Annotated in this window: 15 protein-coding genes and 1 pseudogene; 13 read left to right on the forward strand and 3 right to left on the reverse strand. The window is 54.8% G+C overall.

All coding sequences use genetic code 11. The features are described 5' to 3' along the window. The 6 genes and pseudogenes from cccB (at position 1) to NSS88_RS10585 (ending at position 5,753) form a co-directional block, all read left to right on the forward strand. On the forward strand, positions 1-333 hold the full coding sequence (gene cccB / locus NSS88_RS10560; RefSeq protein ID WP_033015007.1) for a cytochrome c551: 333 nt from the start codon (positions 1-3) through the stop codon (positions 331-333). Positions 334-550: 217 nt separating this feature from the next. After that, positions 551-1,237 (forward strand): cell division ATP-binding protein FtsE, encoded by a 687-nt coding sequence (gene ftsE / locus NSS88_RS10565; RefSeq protein WP_033015009.1) that lies wholly within the window; start codon positions 551-553, stop codon positions 1,235-1,237. Then, the gene (ftsX, locus tag NSS88_RS10570) at positions 1,227-2,120 is read left to right on the forward strand and encodes a permease-like cell division protein FtsX (protein WP_033015010.1); all 894 of its coding nucleotides are present in this window, start codon (positions 1,227-1,229) and stop codon (positions 2,118-2,120) included. Before ftsE ends, ftsX begins: the two co-directional genes overlap by 11 nt. Before the next feature lie 24 nt (positions 2,121-2,144). Next, positions 2,145-3,443, forward strand: coding sequence for a murein hydrolase activator EnvC family protein (locus NSS88_RS10575; RefSeq protein WP_055359106.1), 1,299 nt, complete (start codon positions 2,145-2,147; stop codon positions 3,441-3,443). A gap of 123 nt (positions 3,444-3,566) precedes the next feature. Next, positions 3,567-3,788 (forward strand): annotated as a pseudogene (locus NSS88_RS10580) (pirin family protein); the annotation flags it as partial. 504 nt (positions 3,789-4,292) lie between these two features. Further along, positions 4,293-5,753 carry a S41 family peptidase gene (locus NSS88_RS10585; RefSeq protein WP_061580760.1) on the forward strand — a complete coding sequence of 487 codons (1,461 nt, stop codon included), beginning with the start codon at positions 4,293-4,295 and terminating at the stop codon, positions 5,751-5,753. Positions 5,754-5,841: 88 nt separating this feature from the next. Here NSS88_RS10585 and NSS88_RS10590 read toward each other — a convergent pair whose 3' ends face one another. From NSS88_RS10590 to NSS88_RS10600, 3 genes are all read right to left on the reverse strand, one after another. After that, the gene (locus NSS88_RS10590) at positions 5,842-6,834 is read right to left on the reverse strand and encodes a glycosyltransferase family 2 protein (protein ID WP_055359105.1); all 993 of its coding nucleotides are present in this window, start codon (positions 6,832-6,834) and stop codon (positions 5,842-5,844) included. A 16-nt stretch (positions 6,835-6,850) separates the two neighbouring features. Then, complete coding sequence (locus NSS88_RS10595; protein ID WP_341084410.1) at positions 6,851-8,524, reverse strand: DUF6044 family protein; 1,674 nt, start codon at positions 8,522-8,524, stop codon at positions 6,851-6,853. Between the two features lie 219 nt (positions 8,525-8,743). After that, positions 8,744-9,286 (reverse strand): MerR family transcriptional regulator, encoded by a 543-nt coding sequence (locus tag NSS88_RS10600; protein WP_061580759.1) that lies wholly within the window; start codon positions 9,284-9,286, stop codon positions 8,744-8,746. A 220-nt stretch (positions 9,287-9,506) separates the two neighbouring features. Here NSS88_RS10600 and NSS88_RS10605 point away from each other — a divergent pair, with 220 nt between their 5' ends. From NSS88_RS10605 to hprK, 7 genes are all read left to right on the forward strand, one after another. After that, entirely contained in the window at positions 9,507-10,679 is a 1,173-nt protein-coding gene (locus tag NSS88_RS10605; protein WP_033015020.1) for a PDZ domain-containing protein, read from the forward strand. Positions 10,680-10,693: 14 nt separating this feature from the next. Further along, complete coding sequence (locus NSS88_RS10610) at positions 10,694-10,915, forward strand: CsbA family protein (protein ID WP_033012047.1); 222 nt, start codon at positions 10,694-10,696, stop codon at positions 10,913-10,915. Positions 10,916-11,090: 175 nt separating this feature from the next. Beyond that, entirely contained in the window at positions 11,091-13,067 is a 1,977-nt protein-coding gene (uvrB, locus tag NSS88_RS10615; protein WP_049625137.1) for an excinuclease ABC subunit UvrB, read from the forward strand. A 16-nt stretch (positions 13,068-13,083) separates the two neighbouring features. After that, positions 13,084-15,942, forward strand: a complete 2,859-nt coding sequence (gene uvrA, locus NSS88_RS10620) for an excinuclease ABC subunit UvrA (RefSeq protein WP_341085389.1) — start codon at positions 13,084-13,086, stop codon at positions 15,940-15,942. A gap of 129 nt (positions 15,943-16,071) precedes the next feature. Beyond that, complete coding sequence (locus NSS88_RS10625) at positions 16,072-16,398, forward strand: DUF4870 domain-containing protein (RefSeq protein WP_049626245.1); 327 nt, start codon at positions 16,072-16,074, stop codon at positions 16,396-16,398. 102 nt (positions 16,399-16,500) lie between these two features. Next, on the forward strand, positions 16,501-16,863 hold the full coding sequence (locus NSS88_RS10630) for a phage holin family protein (RefSeq protein ID WP_033015030.1): 363 nt from the start codon (positions 16,501-16,503) through the stop codon (positions 16,861-16,863). Positions 16,864-17,111: 248 nt separating this feature from the next. After that, a complete protein-coding gene (gene hprK / locus NSS88_RS10635; protein ID WP_055359102.1) occupies positions 17,112-18,047 on the forward strand; it encodes an HPr(Ser) kinase/phosphatase in 936 nt (311 codons plus the stop codon). Positions 18,048-18,054 lie beyond the last annotated feature (7 nt).

Here is an 18,054-nt window from a genome sequence, read left to right on the forward strand (position 1 = left end):
ATGAAGTGGAAGTTGGCTGCGATGTTCCTTGGCGTTTCGCTCGCGCTTGCCGCGTGCGGCGGTGGCGGGGACAACGCTGGGAACAACAACGGCAACAATGGTGGAGGAGATACCGCCGCGTCCGCCGAGCAAATTTATAAACAAAACTGTGCGTCCTGTCATGGACAAGACTTGTCGGGCGGGGTCGGCCCGAACTTGCAAAAGGTTGGAAGCAAGTACTCCAAAGAGCAGATCAAAGAGATCATTGCCAACGGCCGCGGCGCCATGCCGGCCGGAATCATTAAAGGGGAAGACGCTGATAAAGTGGCGGAATGGCTCGCTTCGAAAAAATGAAAAGGATCACCGCATGTGCACCGTCTGGTTGAACCGAAAACCAGACGGTGTTTTTTTGGGCTGTTTTTCCTACTCTTGCTTTTGTTGGCCATTTGAAATATAAATGTAAAATTCGACAATAGAAAATCGTGTTATAATAATCTTTGCGGAATTTTGCAAGATTCATTCGAAACAGCTCGAGAAAGGGCAACAGGAAAGTCGAAAATAGGTGATGATGATGATTGAAATGCAAGATGTATACAAAACGTATCCAAACGGCGTTGTGGCGTTAAACGGCATCAACGTTCGCATCAAGCAAGGAGAATTCGTCTATGTCGTTGGACCCAGCGGAGCTGGAAAGTCGACGTTTATTAAGATGATGTACCGCGAGGAAAAGCCGACGAGCGGCAAAATCATCGTCAATGGCGTGAACCTCGCTAAAATCAAAGACAGCAAAGTCCCGTTGCTGCGCCGCAACATCGGCGTTGTGTTTCAAGATTTCAAGCTGCTTCCGAAGCTCAATGTCTATGAAAATGTGGCGTTTGCGTTGGAAGTCATTGAAGAATCACCGAAAGCGATCCGCAAAAAAGTGATGGAAGTACTCGACTTAGTCGGCCTCAAACATAAAGTCCGCTCTTACCCGAACGAACTGTCCGGGGGCGAACAGCAGCGCGTTTCGATTGCCCGCTCGATTGTCAATTCCCCCAAAATCGTCATTGCCGATGAACCAACAGGGAACTTGGATCCAGAAACGTCATGGGGCATTATGGAGTTGTTTGAGAAAATCAACGACCGGGGCACAACGATTGTGATGGCGACTCACAACAAAGAGATCGTCAACGCGACTCGGCGGCGCGTCATCGCCATCGAAAACGGAAAAATTGTCCGTGACGAGGCGAAGGGGGAATACGGTTATGACGCTTAATACGTTCAAGCGCCACGTTCGGGAGAGCATGAAAAACCTCGGCCGCAACGGTTGGATGACATTTGCGTCCGCGAGCGCCGTCACGGTGACGTTGTTGCTTGTCGGTGTCTTTTTTGTCGTCATGTTTAACATCAACCATTTCGCCAAAAAAGTCGAAAACGATGTCGAAATTCGCGTCCATATCGAGCTGACCGCTGACAGCCGGCAAAAAGACGCCTTGCGCCGGCAAATTGAAGCCATTCCAAACGTGAAGGAAGTGCGCTATTCATCAAAGGACGAAGAGCTGAAGCGGCTGATCAAAAGCATGGGGGAGGAAGGCTCGTCGTTCCGCTTATTTGAACAGGACAACCCACTAAGCGATGTATACGTCGTGAAAGCGACCCATCCGCAAGATACAGTGAAAATCGCCAAACAAATCGAAACATTGCCGTTCGTTCATAAAGTCAATTATGGCCAAGGGACGGTCGAGAAGCTGTTTGACGCGCTGAAAGTGGCGCGCAACGTTGGGCTCGTACTCATTCTCGGATTGTTGTTTACGGCGATGTTTCTCATTTCCAACACGATCAAAATTACGATTTTCGCCCGCCGCCGCGAGATTGAAATCATGCGGCTCGTTGGCGCGACGAACGGGTTTATCCGCTGGCCGTTTTTTTTGGAAGGGCTATGGCTTGGAATGCTCGGCGCTCTCTTCCCGATCGCGGCGCTTTCGATCGTGTACTACAACGTGTATCAGGTGTATGAACAGTGGGTTTCCTTGCCGTTTTTTGAACTTCTTCCGTTTTCGCCGTTTATGTGGCAGTTAAGCGGGCTGCTGCTAGTGATTGGCGCCGGCATCGGCGTCTGGGGAAGCGTTATGTCTGTGCGCAAGTTTTTAAAAGTATAAATGATAGAAAGGGAGAGGGGAAAGATGAAAAAGAAACGCATGTTGGCGCTCGCTGTTGCCGGGGCGCTTGGGCTGGGCATTCTCCCGCCGGCAGCGAACGCCGTCAGTACGCGCGACATCGAGCAGAAGCGAGATGAAATGAATTCGCTGCGTTCGAAGCGGTCCGATGTCGAGCAAAAAATCAATGAGGCGCAAAAAACGATCGAATCGCTTCGCTCGCAACAGCGCCAAGTTGCCAATGACATTCAAAAACTCAACGTGGCGATTGACGAAACGAGCGGCAAAATCCGCAACGTCAGCAAAGATATTGATGAAACCGAGCAGGCGATCGAGACACTGAAACAAGAGATTGCCGAAATTCAAGAGCGGATTGAAAAGCGGAACGAAATTTTAAAAGGGCGGATGCGTTCGCTTCAGGAAAGCGGCGGGGCGATCAGCTACTTGCAAGTATTGCTTGGCGCCCAAAGCTTCAGCGACTTCATCGACCGGATGAGCGCTGTCACCACGATTATGGAAGCGGACCAGCAAATCATCCGTGAACAGGAAGCGGACAAAGCGCTGAAAGAAAAAAAGGAAACAGAATTGACCGAAAAGCGGAACAAGCTGCAGGCGGATTTGCAAGAATTGAAGCAGCTGCAGGCTGAACTGGCTGGCCAGCTGGAACAAAAAAATCGCCTGATGGCCGATTTGAAGCAAAAAGAGGAAGAAGAGCATGATCATAAGATGGCGCTTGAAGAAGAAAAAGAACTGATCGCCAAACAAGAAGCGGCGGTGAAAGAGCAGCTTGCCGAACTCGAACGGCAAAAACGGGCCGAAGAAGAAGCGAAACAGAGGGGACGTACATATACCGCGCCAAACGATGGAGGATCGTCATCAGAAGAAGCGCCATCAGGCGGCAGCACACCGCCTGTGTCGAGCGGGGCCTTCACCCGTCCAGCCAACGGTCCGATCACCTCGGGCTTTGGCTACCGGTTTGGCGGAACGGACTTCCATCCCGGGGTCGACATTGGCAAGCGAGCTCCTGTTGTGCCAGTTGTCGCGGCAGCGGACGGCATTGTGTTCCGCTCCTACTATTCTAGCAGCTACGGCAACGTCATTTTCGTCAGCCATGTGATTAATGGGCAAACCTATACGACCGTGTATGCTCATTTAGAAGCGCGTCTTGTCGGCGAAGGGCAGCACGTTCGCAAAGGACAAGTCATCGGCTATATGGGCAATACTGGAAACTCGACCGGTCCGCACCTTCATTTTGAACTGCACCGCGGCGGCTGGAACCCAGGAAAAACGAATGCGGTCGATCCGCGTAATTACATCGCTTTCTAAATTCTGCTATACGCAACTTGTCTGTCTATGAGGCGGACAAGTTGCGTATTTTTTTGATTGATTGGACATCAAGGAAAATGGTTTGGCTGCACCACATCCCCCCTTGACTCTGTACCTTAGTACACTGTTTATCTTTCCGATTTGGAAGCCGGGCATGAGCTGACGTTTACCCAGCCGGAAGGGCGGAACATCTTTGTCTTTGTCATTGAGGGGGATTTGGCGTTAAACGGCGAGGCCCATCTCGAACGGCGCGATGCGGCCCGCATCACGGAAACGCCGGTTCTTGGCCTCGCAACGAACAAAGGATCGCGGTTGATGCTCATCGACTTGCCAAAAGAGGGGTGAAAGCGTTTCGTTTTTGTGCGGTTCATTGGTTTGGCTTCCATTCTAGGAGGCTGGTGATTTAATCGTGAATACGGCTTTACCATGTCATTTCTCAATTAGAAAAACCTTGTTGCATCGATCCTGCTTTTCGCCCATTCCCCCCATTGAGTAAGGGAATCAGCCGTTTTTCACCGCCCTCCTAGATCGTGCCAAGAAGACGAATCAAGAAGAGGCATCGTTCGCCGCCAAGGGCGAGGGGTGCCTCTTTTTTCCGTTCTGTATGAGTTGAGAAATCAACAAGGAGCGTGTAAACTAGTAAAGGATAGACAACGAATGATCATACTCGGTACAAGCCTAACATATGATGGAGATAAAGGCATGGCACGGCGTTTGGGCGGTGCTTTTCCTTTTCTCATTGGCGTCAGAGGCATCCGCTTGTTTCGCCGAAGGAGAACGAGAAGAGACCCCCTTTCCCTTCTGTTGCAGGCAATGGAAAGGGCAGGTTTAGGGTGAGGAGGAAGCAACGTGAAAAAATCGACGACGGCCGCATTGATGGCCATATCGATGCTCATTGGGGCGGGAGGGACGTACGCTGGCCTTCAGTTGGCGGACCGCCCGATGGAAGGCTCGCTTTCGACGATTGTTTCGAATGAGCCGTCCAAGTCGACGAACGACAGCGAAGAGATGAAAAAAATCCGACAAGCTTATGAGCTCATTAAGAATCGGTACGTGGAGAAAGTGGATGAAGAAAAACTGACGGAAGGCGCCATTCAAGGGATGATCAACACGCTCCATGACCCGTATTCCGTCTACATGGATGCGGAAACGACGGAGCAGTTCAACGAGTCGCTCGACTCGTCGTTTGAGGGGATCGGCGCCGAAGTGAGCATGATCGACGGCAAGGTGACGATCGTCGCTCCGATCAAAAATTCGCCGGCGGAAAAAGCGGGGCTGAAGCCGAACGACCAAATTTTGCGAGTGAACGGGGAAAGCCTAGAGGGGCTTGACTTGTATGAAGCGGTATTGAAAATCCGCGGCAAAAAAGGGACGACAGTGGAGCTTGACATTTTGCGCCCGGGCGTCAAAAACGTGATGAAAGTCAAAGTCGTCCGCGACGAAATTCCGATTCAGACGGTGTATGAGTCGGTCAAAACGTATGAAGGCAAAAAGGCTGGCTATTTGCAAATTACATCATTCTCGGAAAACACGGCCGCCGATTTTAAAAAGAAACTGGCGAAGCTTGAGGCCGAACATATTGATGGCTTGATCATCGATGTGCGCGGCAACCCGGGCGGCTATTTGCAAAGCGTTGAGGAAATTTTGAAGCAACTCATCCCGAAAGGCAAACCATATGTGCAAATTGAAGAACGCGATGGCGATCGGCAAAAGTTTTATTCCGATTTAACGGCGAAAAAGCCATACCCGATCGTCGTGCTCATCGACAAAGGAAGCGCATCGGCGTCAGAGATTTTGGCCGGAGCGATGAAGGAAGCGGGCGGCTACAAGCTGGTCGGCGAGGCAACGTTCGGCAAAGGGACGGTGCAGCAGGCGATCCCGATGGGCGACGGCAGCAACATCAAATTGACGCTGTACAAATGGCTGACGCCAGACGGGCATTGGATCCATAAAAAAGGGATTAAGCCGGATGTCGCGGTGGCGCAGCCGGATTATTTCCACGTCGCTCCGCTTCATGTCGAAAAACCGCTTCGGTATGACATGAACGACGAGCAAATCGCCAATGCGCAAAAAATGCTCAAAGGGCTTGGCTTCAACCCGGGCCGCACGGACGGCTACTTCAGCAAAGACACCGAGCAAGCCGTCCAAGCGTTCCAAAAAGCGAATCAGCTCCCGGTTACGGGGCGAATCGATGAGACGACGGCGGATGTGCTGCAAACGAAAATCATGGAAGCCGTCCGCGATCCGAAGCATGATGTGCAGCTGAAAAAAGCGCTTGGCGTGTTGTTTCCGTCGCGAGCGAGCCAATGATGACGAGTAAAGAGAAAAGGGTGCCTCTGACAACGAAGAGGCACCCTTTTCTTTGTGACTGATTTGCCTGTGGACTATCGCTGGCTTCCTACAAATGGGCTGGTGTTTTCTCCTTTTCTGATGGAAGCGGCAGCTGCACGGTTTTTTCGACCGCAAACCGGGGCCGCCGTTTCACCTCTTGATATATTTTGCCGATGTATTCCCCGATGAGGCCGAGGCTCATGAGCACCAGCCCGCCGATGAACCAAATGGAGATCATGAGCGACGTCCAGCCTGATTCGGCGTGCCCGAGAAGTTTGCTGATGAGGGCGTACAGCCCGGCTGCACCGCTCGCGAGAAAGGCCAAAAAACCGATGAGCGTAATGGCGCGAATCGGTGCGACGCTCAAGGACGTGATGCCGTCAAAGGCGAAGGCAAGCATCTTTTTGAGCGGGTATTTCGACTGTCCAGCCCACCGCTCATGCCGGTCGTAAAAGACGCACGTCGAGCGGAAGCCGACGAGCGGAACCAACCCGCGCAAAAAGAGATTGACTTCCGTATAACGGCTCAGTTCATCGAGCGCCCGCTTGCTCATCAGCCGGAAGTCGGCATGGTTGTAAATCAGCTCGATTCCGATGGCCCTCATGAACCGATAAAAGGCTTGGGCGGTCGTACGCTTGAACCACGTGTCTGTCTTTCGGCTCCGCCGCACGCCATACACGATGTCATATCCTTCGCGGTATTTTTGCACAAATTCGCGGATCGCCTCCACATCGTCTTGCAAATCGGCGTCAATGGATACGGCGCAATCGGCGTACGCGCGAACCGTTTCGAGTCCAGCGAGCAGCGCCCGCTGATGGCCGACGTTGCGCGCGAGCTTGATGCCCGCCACGAAAGGATTTCGCTCGCTTTCTTCTTCAATGAGCGCCCATGTCCGGTCGCGGCTGCCGTCGTCGACAAACACGATATGGCTGCCGATGGCGACCGCTCCTTCTTCGAGCAGCTGCTCAAGCAAAGCGGTCAGCCGCCGGGCCGTTTCTGGCAGCACTTCTTCTTCGTTGTAGCAGGGGACGACGATGGCTAACAATGGTTTGTCCACCATGTTTCTTGCCTCCCTTTCACTCCACTTCGTACACATAAATTTTCCAGACTGACTGTCGATCAGTGAACGCCCGCAAGAAGCGGAGATGGATGTCGCGGGCGTTTTCGATCGGAACGGAGGAAAAAATGTACTTGCCGCCAAGCTGTTTGAACGCCTTTGTGTCGATCTCGAAATGACGGATGACCTTATGCGAGCGTTTCGTGAACATGTAATGTTTCCCGAGCTCTGCCGAAAACAAATAGACGCGGTTGCCCCAATGGTCGAAATAGTCTTTCAGCACGGGGCTTTTGTCTAATTCTTTGGCAATGATGCGGCGGAACTTCCGCTTATACGATAACGGGTAAAAATTGTTGTACGTATCGAGCGTATAAAACCCGTTGTATTGGGCGATGGCCGGGTGAAGTCCAACGCTGGCGAGGCGGTAGGACGATACCGGCTTGCCGATGTATTGCTTGATTTTGGTAAATAAATGTTCGGAATAAAACTGCTCGAACGATGGGGTGCCAGCGAAGCGATAGCGGATTTCTTCATTAAACCCGCCAAGCAAAAGCAACTGCAGCGCCAAGGCGATCGGCACGAGGCGCCGCCATGCGGTCCGTTCCTTGGCTAAGATTTGCAAGGCCAAGGCAAAATCGATGTAAATGACCATCGGCCGCAAAAAATGGAAGCGGGCGAAATTGAACGTATTCAAAAGGGAAATTCGTTCTTTCAGCGGCTGCCACCCTTTGTAAAACCAAAACGCATACCAAGCCGATAAGGCGATGTTCAACCAAAACAACAAAAGGAAGCGTCGCTCCAATGGCCCGCGCTGATGGCGGCGCAAAACGAGAAAAAACGCTGCCCAAAGCACCGGCAAGATGATCGGCCCATGGACGGTCATCACATGCGTATGGCCGAGCACATAATTTTTCAACGTTAAACGAAGGCAATGGACGAAGCTGAGCCGCGAGGAGAGGAACTCGTTCCGGCTCGTCGGTTCGCCGCTGAAGACAAGCGAGTACACGAGGCGGTACTCGATGGCCAAAAAGATGCCGGTCATGAGGGCGATCGCGGCGAAAAACCGCTTGTTCCATTGCTTGCGGACAACGCCGTCAAACAGCCACACCGCCGTCATCGCGGCGAGGAAAAAGAAAAATCCGAGCACAAAGCTGGCGTAAAACGGAAGCAAGATGATCGCCAGCCATTCTTTCCATGTCGCTTCTCCGTTGCGGATCGACAGAAACGCCCAAAGCGCCAGCGGCATGCCGAGCGTGCTTAACATGCCGGACGGCCAAAACGGTGTCAGCGCAAAAGCAAGCGCCGCCCCGACGCGAATGAGCCATGATTCCGGTGAAGACAAAAAGTGGCGCCTGAGCAGCCAATACATTCCTAAAAAGGCGAATACCCTCGTGATCGTTTGGCTGATGGCGTACGCCACCATGGAGGGAAACAAAGCGTGCAGCCACACGATGCCGCTGAATTCAGTGCCGAAGGCGTTGCGCGGCAACCCGTTGATCACTTGCGGAATCACGGCGTCAAGCGGGCCAAACAATTGTCCACTTCGGGCAAGCACGCGGTACCAGGCGATGTTTGAGTCCATATTGTCATGGACACGAATGTGAGCATGCTCGCCGAGAAGGTAAAGCGGGGAAAGATAGAGCGCTAAGATAAGAAAGGAAGCGGCGATGGCCCTGCGTTCAATCTGTTTCACTTGTTGCTCCCCCTTTTTGGACAGGTGTAGCATTGGCAACACGGGACATTATACATTATAAAGAACGATGATTAAAAAAGAATGAAAAAAGAGTAAAGAAGCAGTGAAGAGAAGGAAAAGGACGGATCATAAGGAAGGGCAGAAAAAACGCCCTGCCTAAGGCAGAGCGCACGATAAACTCGTTGCCTGTTTGGTGGGGCTGATTGTGCCTTTGCGCGGTTAGACAAACAAGTTCATCACCCGCCCGAGGCCGCGCCGTTTCCGCTTCGGTTCTTCGGACGGATTGTGCGGGGCGGGCGGCTGGTGATTCAGCTGTTGCTCGAGGCGGGCGACGAGCTGTTCCAAGGCGGTCAGGCGGGCGGTGATTTCTTCCATCTCCCGTCGGTGGTGCAGCAATTGAACGGAAACGACGTCATCCGCTTTTTGTTCCAGTTGCTGCTCGAGTTGATCAAGGCGCAGGGAGACGCGGCTGATTTCCGGTCCGACATATTCTTGAAACAGGGCATGAATAGGAACGTTCGGCGGCGATGTTGAAGGACGGTTAGGGGCCGGCGGTGTTTTCGGTTCTGCTTTCGGCTGCGTTTCCAGCGCGGCGCCTTGTTCAAATTTGACCCGCTCAAGCAGGGCGATCGTTTTTTCGTCAAACAAGTAGTGGCCGGCTTCATTTTTTTGCAGCGGAATGTTGTATTTCCGCACCCAGCGCTGGATCGTTTTTGGCGACACTCCGAGACGGGCGGCAACGTCGGGTGTTTTTAACTCCATCGTTCCACTCCTCCTTTTTTGTCTTCTTCTATATCCCTTTTTTCATTGGCATAAGAAATCCTGCCCGGGCGACAAAACTAGTGTCCATTCGGCAAAGAAAGTGGAAAACAGCGCAAATTCGCCATTCAGGCAAAAAAGATGGCGGCAGGCATGGGATTTGTCCCAGTCATTTGGTAGAATAGAAGATAAAGAATGGGGAACGAAGCGAGGGGGAAGGCGGATGGCAACTTGGGGATTGGAATGGTTGGAAGGCGTCGCCGATGTGTGGCGGCAGCCGCTCTTGTATTACGGCCTGCTGTTGGCCTGGGGTGCCGGCTGGCGGCGGGTGAAGCGGGAGCGCCGCGATTTTCATGTGCGCGTCTATCGGCTGGGGCAAGAATGGCGTGGGCTTTGGACGTGGGGATGGGTTGCGGGCGCTGTGCTGTCTGTCATTGCGTCCGGCATCGGGCTCGCGTTGCCGCCGGATGCGGTGTGGGCGGTGACGGGGTTGACGATCCTGCTTGGCCTGACGATGGAGGCGCGCCTCCTTTCACCGGCTTATACAGTGGGCGGAGCGCTCGTCTTGCTCGGCTTGGCGGGGCCAAGCGGACTTGCCGCTCATCTGTTGTCAGACGGTGCGGCGGATGGAGGGGCGCTTGCCGCCCTGCTTGTGTTGTTGCTGTTGGCGGAAGGATGGCTGATTCTCCGCTCGCGAAATGGGGCGGCCTCGCCGCAGCTTGCGAGAAGCAAACGTGGAATGATTGTCGGCATGCAGTGGACGCAACGGTTTTGGTTTGTGCCGGTCGTGCTGCCGATATCCGACGGCGCGTTGCCGTCGGTTTCGTGGTGGCCGCTCATTCCAGCTGGGGACGGCTATTCGTTTTGGCTTGTGCCGTTTCTTCTCGGCTTTTCGCAGCGCCGGCAGCACGTGCTGCCGGCGGAAGCAGCTCGTGAAGAAGGGCGGCGCGTGCTTCGCCTCGCTTGGCTTGTCGCCGTGCTGGCCGTCTTCGGATTATGGCATCCGTTGCTAGGGGCTGCCGCAGGAGCTGCAGCCATCATTGGGCGGGAGTGGATTGCCTTTTCCGGTCACCGCGCCGACCGCGCCCGCCCGCCCCGGTTTGCCCGCCATCCGCAAGGCGTGGTGATCGTCGGGGTGCTCCCGAATTCCAAAGCGGAACAAATGGGGTTAAGCATTGGTGAAGTGATTGTAAAAGCGAACGGCGTTCCAGTGCAGACTGAGGCCGAGTTTTACGAGGCGCTCCAGCGCAACCGCGCGTTTTGCAAGCTGGAAGTCATCAGCCATAACGGCGAGATCCGCTTCGTTCAAGGAGCGGTGTATGAAGACGGCCACCACGAACTTGGTCTGCTGTTCGTTCATCAACGAGGCTCTTCGGCGTCCGAAGCTGTGTCGTAAAGGAGACTAGACGTATGTGGTTTCTCGCGGCCCTTATCATCCCGTGCCTTTTGTTGCTGCTGTTTGCGCGGGTGACGTACAACCGTTACATTGCGTTGTTGTTGACCGTTGCCTTGCTTGTCGCCTCGTATGCCAAAGGGTATACGGACGAGCTGCACGAAATCGTCGCCGACATCGCCTCGACGATTGCCGGTTTTCTGTTGGCGGGGCGAATGTTGGACAACTTAAAGAAATGACAGAGAAGCGGACCCATCTGCAGCGGTCCGCTTTTTTATCTATGCAGCTGGAAGCGGCCTGACGGAATGGAAATCGCTGTGCAGGTTGGAACGAATACCAGTTCGCGTTTTTTGTGCATCTGCGCAGAGGATATGATACAATGGGGAAAGATGGATTGAAGAAGGAGGCGAAACGGTGGAGGGCCGTTTTCAATTAGTGTCGCCGTACGAACCGCAAGGCGATCAGCCGCAGGCGATCGCCAAGCTTGTGGACGGCTTGCAGCGGGGTGTGAAACATCAAACGCTCCTTGGGGCGACGGGGACGGGCAAAACGTTTACGATCTCGAACGTGATCGCCCAAGTCAACAAGCCGACGCTTGTCATCGCCCACAACAAAACGCTCGCCGGTCAATTGTACAGCGAGCTGAAAGAGTTTTTCCCACACAACGCCGTCGAATATTTTGTCAGCTATTACGATTATTATCAGCCGGAAGCGTACGTGCCGCAGACGGATACGTACATTGAAAAAGATGCGAAAATCAACGATGAAATCGACAAATTGCGGCACTCGGCAACGTCGGCGTTGTTTGAGCGCCGGGATGTCATCATCGTGGCCAGCGTCTCATGCATTTACGGCTTAGGGTCGCCGGAAGAATACCGCGAGCTTGTCGTTTCATTGCGCGTGGGGATGGAAATCGAGCGCAACGTGCTGCTGCGGCGGCTCGTTGACATCCAATACGACCGCAATGATATCGACTTTCGGCGCGGCACGTTCCGCGTCCGCGGCGATGTGGTCGAAATTTTCCCCGCGTCGCGCGATGAACATTGCATTCGCGTCGAATTTTTTGGCGATGAAATCGAGCGCATCCGCGAGGTGGACGCCTTGACGGGCGAAGTGCTCGGCGAGCGCGAGCATGTCGCCATTTTCCCGGCGTCGCACTTCGTCACGCGCGAGGAGAAAATGCGGCTCGCCATTCAAAACATCGAACAAGAGCTTGAGGAGCGGCTCGCCGAACTGCGCGCCCAAGGAAAGCTGTTGGAGGCGCAGCGGCTGGAGCAACGGACGCGCTATGATTTGGAAATGATGCGCGAGATGGGCTTTTGTTCCGGCATCGAAAACTACTCGCGCCATTTGGCGCTGCGGCCGCCGGGATCGACGCCGTATACATTGCTTGACTATTTTCCGGACGATTTTTTGATTATCGTCGATGAGTCACACGTCACCTTGCCGCAGCTGCGCGGCATGTACAACGGCGACCGGGCGCGCAAGCAAGTGCTCGTCGACCACGGCTTCCGTCTGCCGTCGGCGCTCGACAACCGACCGCTCACGTTTGAAGAGTTCGAGCAAAAAATCCATCAAATTATTTACGTCTCGGCGACGCCGGGGCCGTACGAGCTCGAGCACAGCCCGGGCGTTGTCGAACAAATCATCCGCCCGACCGGGCTTCTTGACCCAACGATCGACGTCCGTCCGACAAAAGGACAAATCGACGATTTGATCGGCGAAATTCATGAGCGCGTCGAGCGGAATGAACGGACGCTCGTGACGACGCTGACGAAAAAAATGGCGGAGGATTTGACCGATTATTTAAAAGAAGCGGGGATCAAGGTGGCGTATTTGCATTCGGAAATTAAGACGCTCGAGCGCATTGAAATCATCCGCGATTTGCGGCTCGGCAAATACGATGTACTGGTCGGCATCAACTTGCTTCGGGAAGGATTGGACATTCCGGAAGTGTCGCTTGTCGCCATTTTGGACGCCGACAAAGAAGGGTTTTTGCGTTCGGAGCGCTCGCTCATCCAGACGATCGGCCGGGCGGCGCGCAACGCGAACGGCCATGTGATCATGTACGCCGATACAGTGACGAAATCGATGGAAATCGCTATTCAAGAGACGAAGCGGCGCCGCGCGATTCAAGAAGAGTACAACCGAAAGCACGGCATCGTGCCGCGCACGGTGAAAAAGGAGATTCGCGACGTCATCCGCGCGACGTATGCGGCGGAAGAGACGGAGATGTACGAGGCGAAGCCGGCGGCAGCGATGACGAAACAAGAGCGGGAAGAGCTGATTCGAACGCTCGAGACGGAGATGAAAGAGGCGGCCAAAGCGCTCGACTTCGAGCGGGCCGCCCAGCTGCGCGACGTCATTTTCGAATTGAAAGCGGAAGGATGATGGCCGGGTGAACGGAATGGAGAAAATCATTGTCAAAGGGGCGCGCGCCCACAACTTGAAAAACATTGACGTTGAAATCCCGCGCGGCAAGCTCGTCGTCTTGACCGGGCTGTCCGGGTCGGGGAAGTCGTCGCTGGCGTTTGATACGATTTACGCGGAAGGTCAGCGACGCTACGTCGAATCGCTGTCGGCGTACGCCCGCCAGTTTTTAGGGCAGATGGAAAAACCGGACGTCGATGCGATTGAAGGATTGTCGCCGGCCATTTCGATCGACCAAAAAACGACGAGCCGCAACCCGCGCTCAACCGTCGGCACGGTGACAGAAATTTACGATTACTTGCGGCTTCTATTCGCCCGCATCGGCCGCCCTGTTTGTCCGACGCACGGCATTGAAATCCAATCGCAGACGATCGAGCAAATGGTCGACCGGCTGCTTGCTTACCCGGAGCGGACGAAAATGCAAATTTTGGCGCCGATCGTCTCGGGAAAAAAAGGGACGCACGCCAAGACATTGGAGGATATTCGCAAACAAGGGTATGTGCGCGTTCGCATTGACGGTGAGATGCGCGAGTTGACGGAGGACATTGAGCTGGAAAAAAACAAAAAACATTCGATTGATGTCGTCGTCGACCGGGTTGTCATCAAGGACGGCATCGCATCAAGGCTTGCCGATTCGTTGGAGACGGCGCTGAAGCTCGCCGACGGCAAAGTGGTCGTTGACGTGATCGGCGAGGGGGAGCTCTTGTTCAGCGAAAAGCACGCTTGTCCGTACTGCGGCTTTTCGATCGGGGAGCTTGAACCGCGCCTCTTTTCGTTCAACAGTCCGTTCGGCGCCTGCCCGGACTGCGACGGGCTCGGGGTGAAGCTCGAAGTGGATCTCGATTTGGTCATCCCGAACGATGAGCTGACGTTAAAAGAACACGCCATCGCTCCGTGGGAGCCGCAAAGCTCGCAATACTACCCGCAGCTGCTCGAAGCTGTGTGCCGCCACTACGGCATCCCGATGGACGTGCCGGTGAAGGAGTTGCCGAAAGAGCAGCTCGCGAAAATTTTGTACGGCAGCGGCGGTGAGCCGATTTATTTCCGCTATACGAACGATTTTGGCCAAGTGCGTGAACAATACATCGCATTTGAAGGCGTCGTTCGCAACATCGAGCGCCGCTACCGGGAGACAAGCTCCGATTACATTCGCGAGCAGATGGAAAAGTATATGGCGGAACAACCGTGTCCGACATGCCAAGGCTACCGGCTGAAAAAAGAAAGCCTGGCCGTCCTTGTCGGCGGCAAGCATATCGGCGAGGTAACCGCCATGTCGGTGACCGAGGCGCTCGCCTTTTTTGACGGGCTCGAGTTGACCGAAAAAGAGGCGCAAATCGCCCGCCTTATTTTGCGTGAAATTCGCGACCGGCTCGGCTTTTTGCAAAACGTCGGCCTCGACTATTTGACGCTCAGCCGTTCAGCCGGCACGCTCTCCGGCGGCGAGGCTCAGCGCATCCGCTTGGCGACGCAAATCGGCTCGCGGCTGACGGGGGTGCTGTACGTCCTCGACGAGCCGTCGATCGGGCTTCATCAGCGCGACAACGATCGCTTGATCGCGACGTTGAAAAGCATGCGCGACCTCGGCAATACGCTCATTGTCGTGGAGCACGACGAGGATACGATGCTAGCCGCGGACTATTTGATTGACATCGGCCCGGGGGCAGGCATTCACGGCGGCGAGGTCGTCGCCGCCGGCACGCCGGAAGAGGTGATGGACAATCCGAACTCGCTCACCGGCCAGTATTTGTCAGGAAAAAAATTCATCCCGATTCCGGCCGAGCGTCGCCGTCCGGACGGACGTTGGCTTGAGGTGGTCGGCGCGCGCGAGCATAACTTGAAAAACGTATCGGTGAACATCCCGCTCGGCACGTTTGTCGCTGTCACCGGGGTGTCGGGCTCGGGCAAAAGCACGCTTGTCAACGAAGTGTTGTATAAGGCGCTGGCGCAAAAGCTCAACCGGGCGAAAGCCAAGCCGGGCGAGCATCGCGACATCCGCGGGCTGGAGCATCTCGACAAAGTGATTGACATCGACCAGTCGCCGATCGGCCGCACGCCACGGTCGAACCCGGCGACGTACACCGGGGTGTTTGACGACATCCGCGACGTGTTTGCCTCAATGAACGAAGCGAAAGTGCGCGGCTACAAAAAAGGGCGGTTCAGCTTCAATGTCAAAGGCGGGCGCTGCGAGGCGTGCCATGGCGATGGGATCATCAAAATTGAGATGCACTTTTTGCCGGACGTGTACGTCCCGTGCGAAGTGTGCCACGGCAAACGGTACAATCGTGAAACGCTTGAGGTGACGTATAAAGGGAAAAACATCGCCGATGTCTTGGACATGACGGTCGAAGATGCGCTCGACTTTTTCGCCTCGATCCCGAAAATCAAACGCAAGCTCGAGACGCTCTATGACGTCGGGCTTGGGTATATGAAGCTCGGTCAGCCGGCGACAACGCTCTCCGGCGGCGAGGCGCAGCGCGTCAAGCTCGCCGCTGAGCTTCACCGCCGCTCCAACGGCCGGACGCTCTACATTTTGGACGAGCCGACGACCGGGCTTCATGTCGATGACATCGCCCGGCTGCTTGACGTGCTCCATCGACTCGTCGACAACGGTGATACCGTGCTTGTCATCGAGCATAATTTGGACGTCATCAAAACCGCGGACTATATTATTGATTTAGGCCCAGAGGGCGGCGACCGCGGCGGGCAAATCGTGGCCGTCGGCACGCCGGAAGAGGTGGCCGAGGTCGAGGCATCGCACACCGGCCGCTACTTAAAACCGATTCTCGAACGCGACCGGGCGCGCATGCAGGCGCAATATGAAGCGGCGAAGGCGTAAAGGCCTTTGCGGCTTTGTCCGCCGCTTGGGACACCGGCGGCCGCCGCCTTTTTTTTGCCGTCGGAAGAAAACTTTTACCAGCGGCCGTCGTATATACAGGTAAAGGAAACTTGGAAAGGGGATTGCCGATTGTCGACGAACAAAGTGTTATCCGCGCTTTGTTATTTCAGCGTCTTTTTTGCGCCGTTCATTTTGCCGATTGTCGTCTATTTTGTTGTCGAAGATCTTGAAGTCAAACGCCATGCGAAGCGGTCGCTCGTGTCGCATTTGATTCCGGCCGTTACGATCCTCTTGTTCATTGCGTTGGCCGCGTCGCCGGTGCTGTTCGGCCATTGGGGCGGGGAATCGCTTCTTTTTGGCGGCGGGCTCGTCTGGCTTGGGTTCCTCGTTGCTGGGGCGGTGAATCTTGTTGTCATTGTTTGGAATGTCATAAAAGGGATTCAAGTGTTAAAATAAGAGAAAGCGCCCGTTTGCCGGCGAATGCCGTGGCCCCGTTTCTTTGGGACTGTAACAAGGTGTGGCCGGCGGGCGCGAGACTCGAATAAAGATGGTGATGAAATGCTCAATTGGCTGATCGGTGTGTTGATCAATACGGTGTTGCTCATGGCGATTGACGGCTATTTTGACGATATTCACTTCAGCGGCATCGGCGCGGCGTTTTTGGCGAGCGTGATTTTGGCGGTGCTCAACGCCGTCGTTCGCCCGGTGCTCATCTTGTTGACGCTGCCGGTGACCGTGTTGACGCTCGGTTTGTTTTTGTTTGTCATTAACGCCATCACGCTCATGATGACTGCAGGGCTGATGGGCGATGCGTTTCAAATCGGCGGCTTTGGTACGGCGCTGCTTGCGTCGATCGTCTTGTCGTTTTTCCATTTGCTTGTGCAAAAAGCGGTGATCGAGCCGCTCCACAACCGGTCGTAACGGGGCGTGATCCATCGGAAGGCCGGTGGCGCCATGGTTTTCCGTGATCGTGTGAAAAGATGGCGAATGCGGCAAGGGGTTGCAATGGGAGAAACGATGCGGTGAAGATCGTTTCGGTTTGATGTGTTTGGCTTGATCGGGACGGGGTGAGCCGTCCCTGTTTTGTTTTCCCCGATGTTTTCCATTCAAGGGCGGAACGAAACGTGTTACAATGGAAGAAAGATGAAGAAAGGGGAGAAAGGCGACGTATGCCAAAAGTGCGGACGAAAGACATCATTGAGCAGTTCCAGCTCGAGCTCGTCAGCGGCGCGGAGGGCATTTACCGCCCGATTACGACAAGCGATTTGTCGCGGCCGGGGATTGAAATGGCCGGCTATTTCGCCTATTACCCGGCGGAGCGTCTGCAGTTGCTCGGACGGACGGAGCTGTCGTTTTATGAAACGTTGACGCCGGAAGAAAAAAAGTCGCGGATGGAACGGCTTTGCACGGACATTACGCCAGGGATCATCGTCTCGCGTGGACTTGAGGTGCCGCCGGAGCTGATCGAAGCGTCTGAGCGCCAGTCGGTGCCGGTCATGCGCTCGACGATGAAAACGACCCGCCTGTCAAGCCGATTGACAAACTATTTGGAAAGCAAGCTCGCCCCCACCACCGCGGTGCACGGGGTGTTGGTCGATGTGTACGGCATCGGGGTGTTGATCACGGGCAAAAGCGGCGTCGGCAAAAGCGAAACGGCGCTGGAGCTCGTCAAACGCGGCCATCGGTTGGTCGCCGACGACTGTGTGGAAATCCGCCAAGAAGATGAAGATACGCTCGTCGGTAGCGCGCCCGAGTTGATTGAACATTTGCTCGAAATTCGCGGACTTGGCATCATCAACATGATGACGCTGTTCGGCGCCGGGGCGGTGCGGACGCATAAGCGCATTTCGCTCGTCATCGATTTGGAGTTGTGGGACCCGGACAAACAGTACGACCGGCTTGGGTTGGAAGAAGAGAAAGTGAAAATTTTGGACACGGAATTGCCGAAATTGACGATTCCGGTCCGCCCAGGGCGCAACTTGGCGGTCATCGTCGAAGTGGCGGCGATGAATTTCCGTCTGAAGCGGCTCGGGGTCAACGCTGTTGAGGAGTTTTCAGCGCGATTGAGCGACGCCATCGAAGACGGCGAGCACGATTACGACTGATCGTCGG

It is taken from the genome of Geobacillus sp. FSL W8-1251, assembly GCF_038005945.1.
GTDB classification, from domain to species: Bacteria; Bacillota; Bacilli; order Bacillales; family Anoxybacillaceae; genus Geobacillus; species Geobacillus stearothermophilus.

Excerpts from the sequence above, each read along its gene's own strand:
- NSS88_RS10610 (WP_033012047.1), top strand. The coding sequence starts at position 10,694 with ATGTGGTTTCTCGCGGCCCTTATCATCCCGTGCCTTTTGTTGCTGCTG.
- ftsX (WP_033015010.1), top strand. The coding sequence starts at position 1,227 with ATGACGCTTAATACGTTCAAGCGCCACGTTCGGGAGAGCATGAAAAAC.
- NSS88_RS10630 (WP_033015030.1), top strand. The coding sequence starts at position 16,501 with ATGCTCAATTGGCTGATCGGTGTGTTGATCAATACGGTGTTGCTCATG.
- uvrA (WP_341085389.1), top strand. The coding sequence starts at position 13,084 with ATGGAGAAAATCATTGTCAAAGGGGCGCGCGCCCACAACTTGAAAAAC.
- hprK (WP_055359102.1), top strand. The coding sequence starts at position 17,112 with ATGCCAAAAGTGCGGACGAAAGACATCATTGAGCAGTTCCAGCTCGAG.
- NSS88_RS10590 (WP_055359105.1), bottom strand. The coding sequence starts at position 6,834 with ATGGTGGACAAACCATTGTTAGCCATCGTCGTCCCCTGCTACAACGAA.
- NSS88_RS10600 (WP_061580759.1), bottom strand. The coding sequence starts at position 9,286 with ATGGAGTTAAAAACACCCGACGTTGCCGCCCGTCTCGGAGTGTCGCCA.
- NSS88_RS10605 (WP_033015020.1), top strand. The coding sequence starts at position 9,507 with ATGGCAACTTGGGGATTGGAATGGTTGGAAGGCGTCGCCGATGTGTGG.
- cccB (WP_033015007.1), top strand. The coding sequence starts at position 1 with ATGAAGTGGAAGTTGGCTGCGATGTTCCTTGGCGTTTCGCTCGCGCTT.
- NSS88_RS10575 (WP_055359106.1), top strand. The coding sequence starts at position 2,145 with ATGAAAAAGAAACGCATGTTGGCGCTCGCTGTTGCCGGGGCGCTTGGG.
- ftsE (WP_033015009.1), top strand. The coding sequence starts at position 551 with ATGATTGAAATGCAAGATGTATACAAAACGTATCCAAACGGCGTTGTG.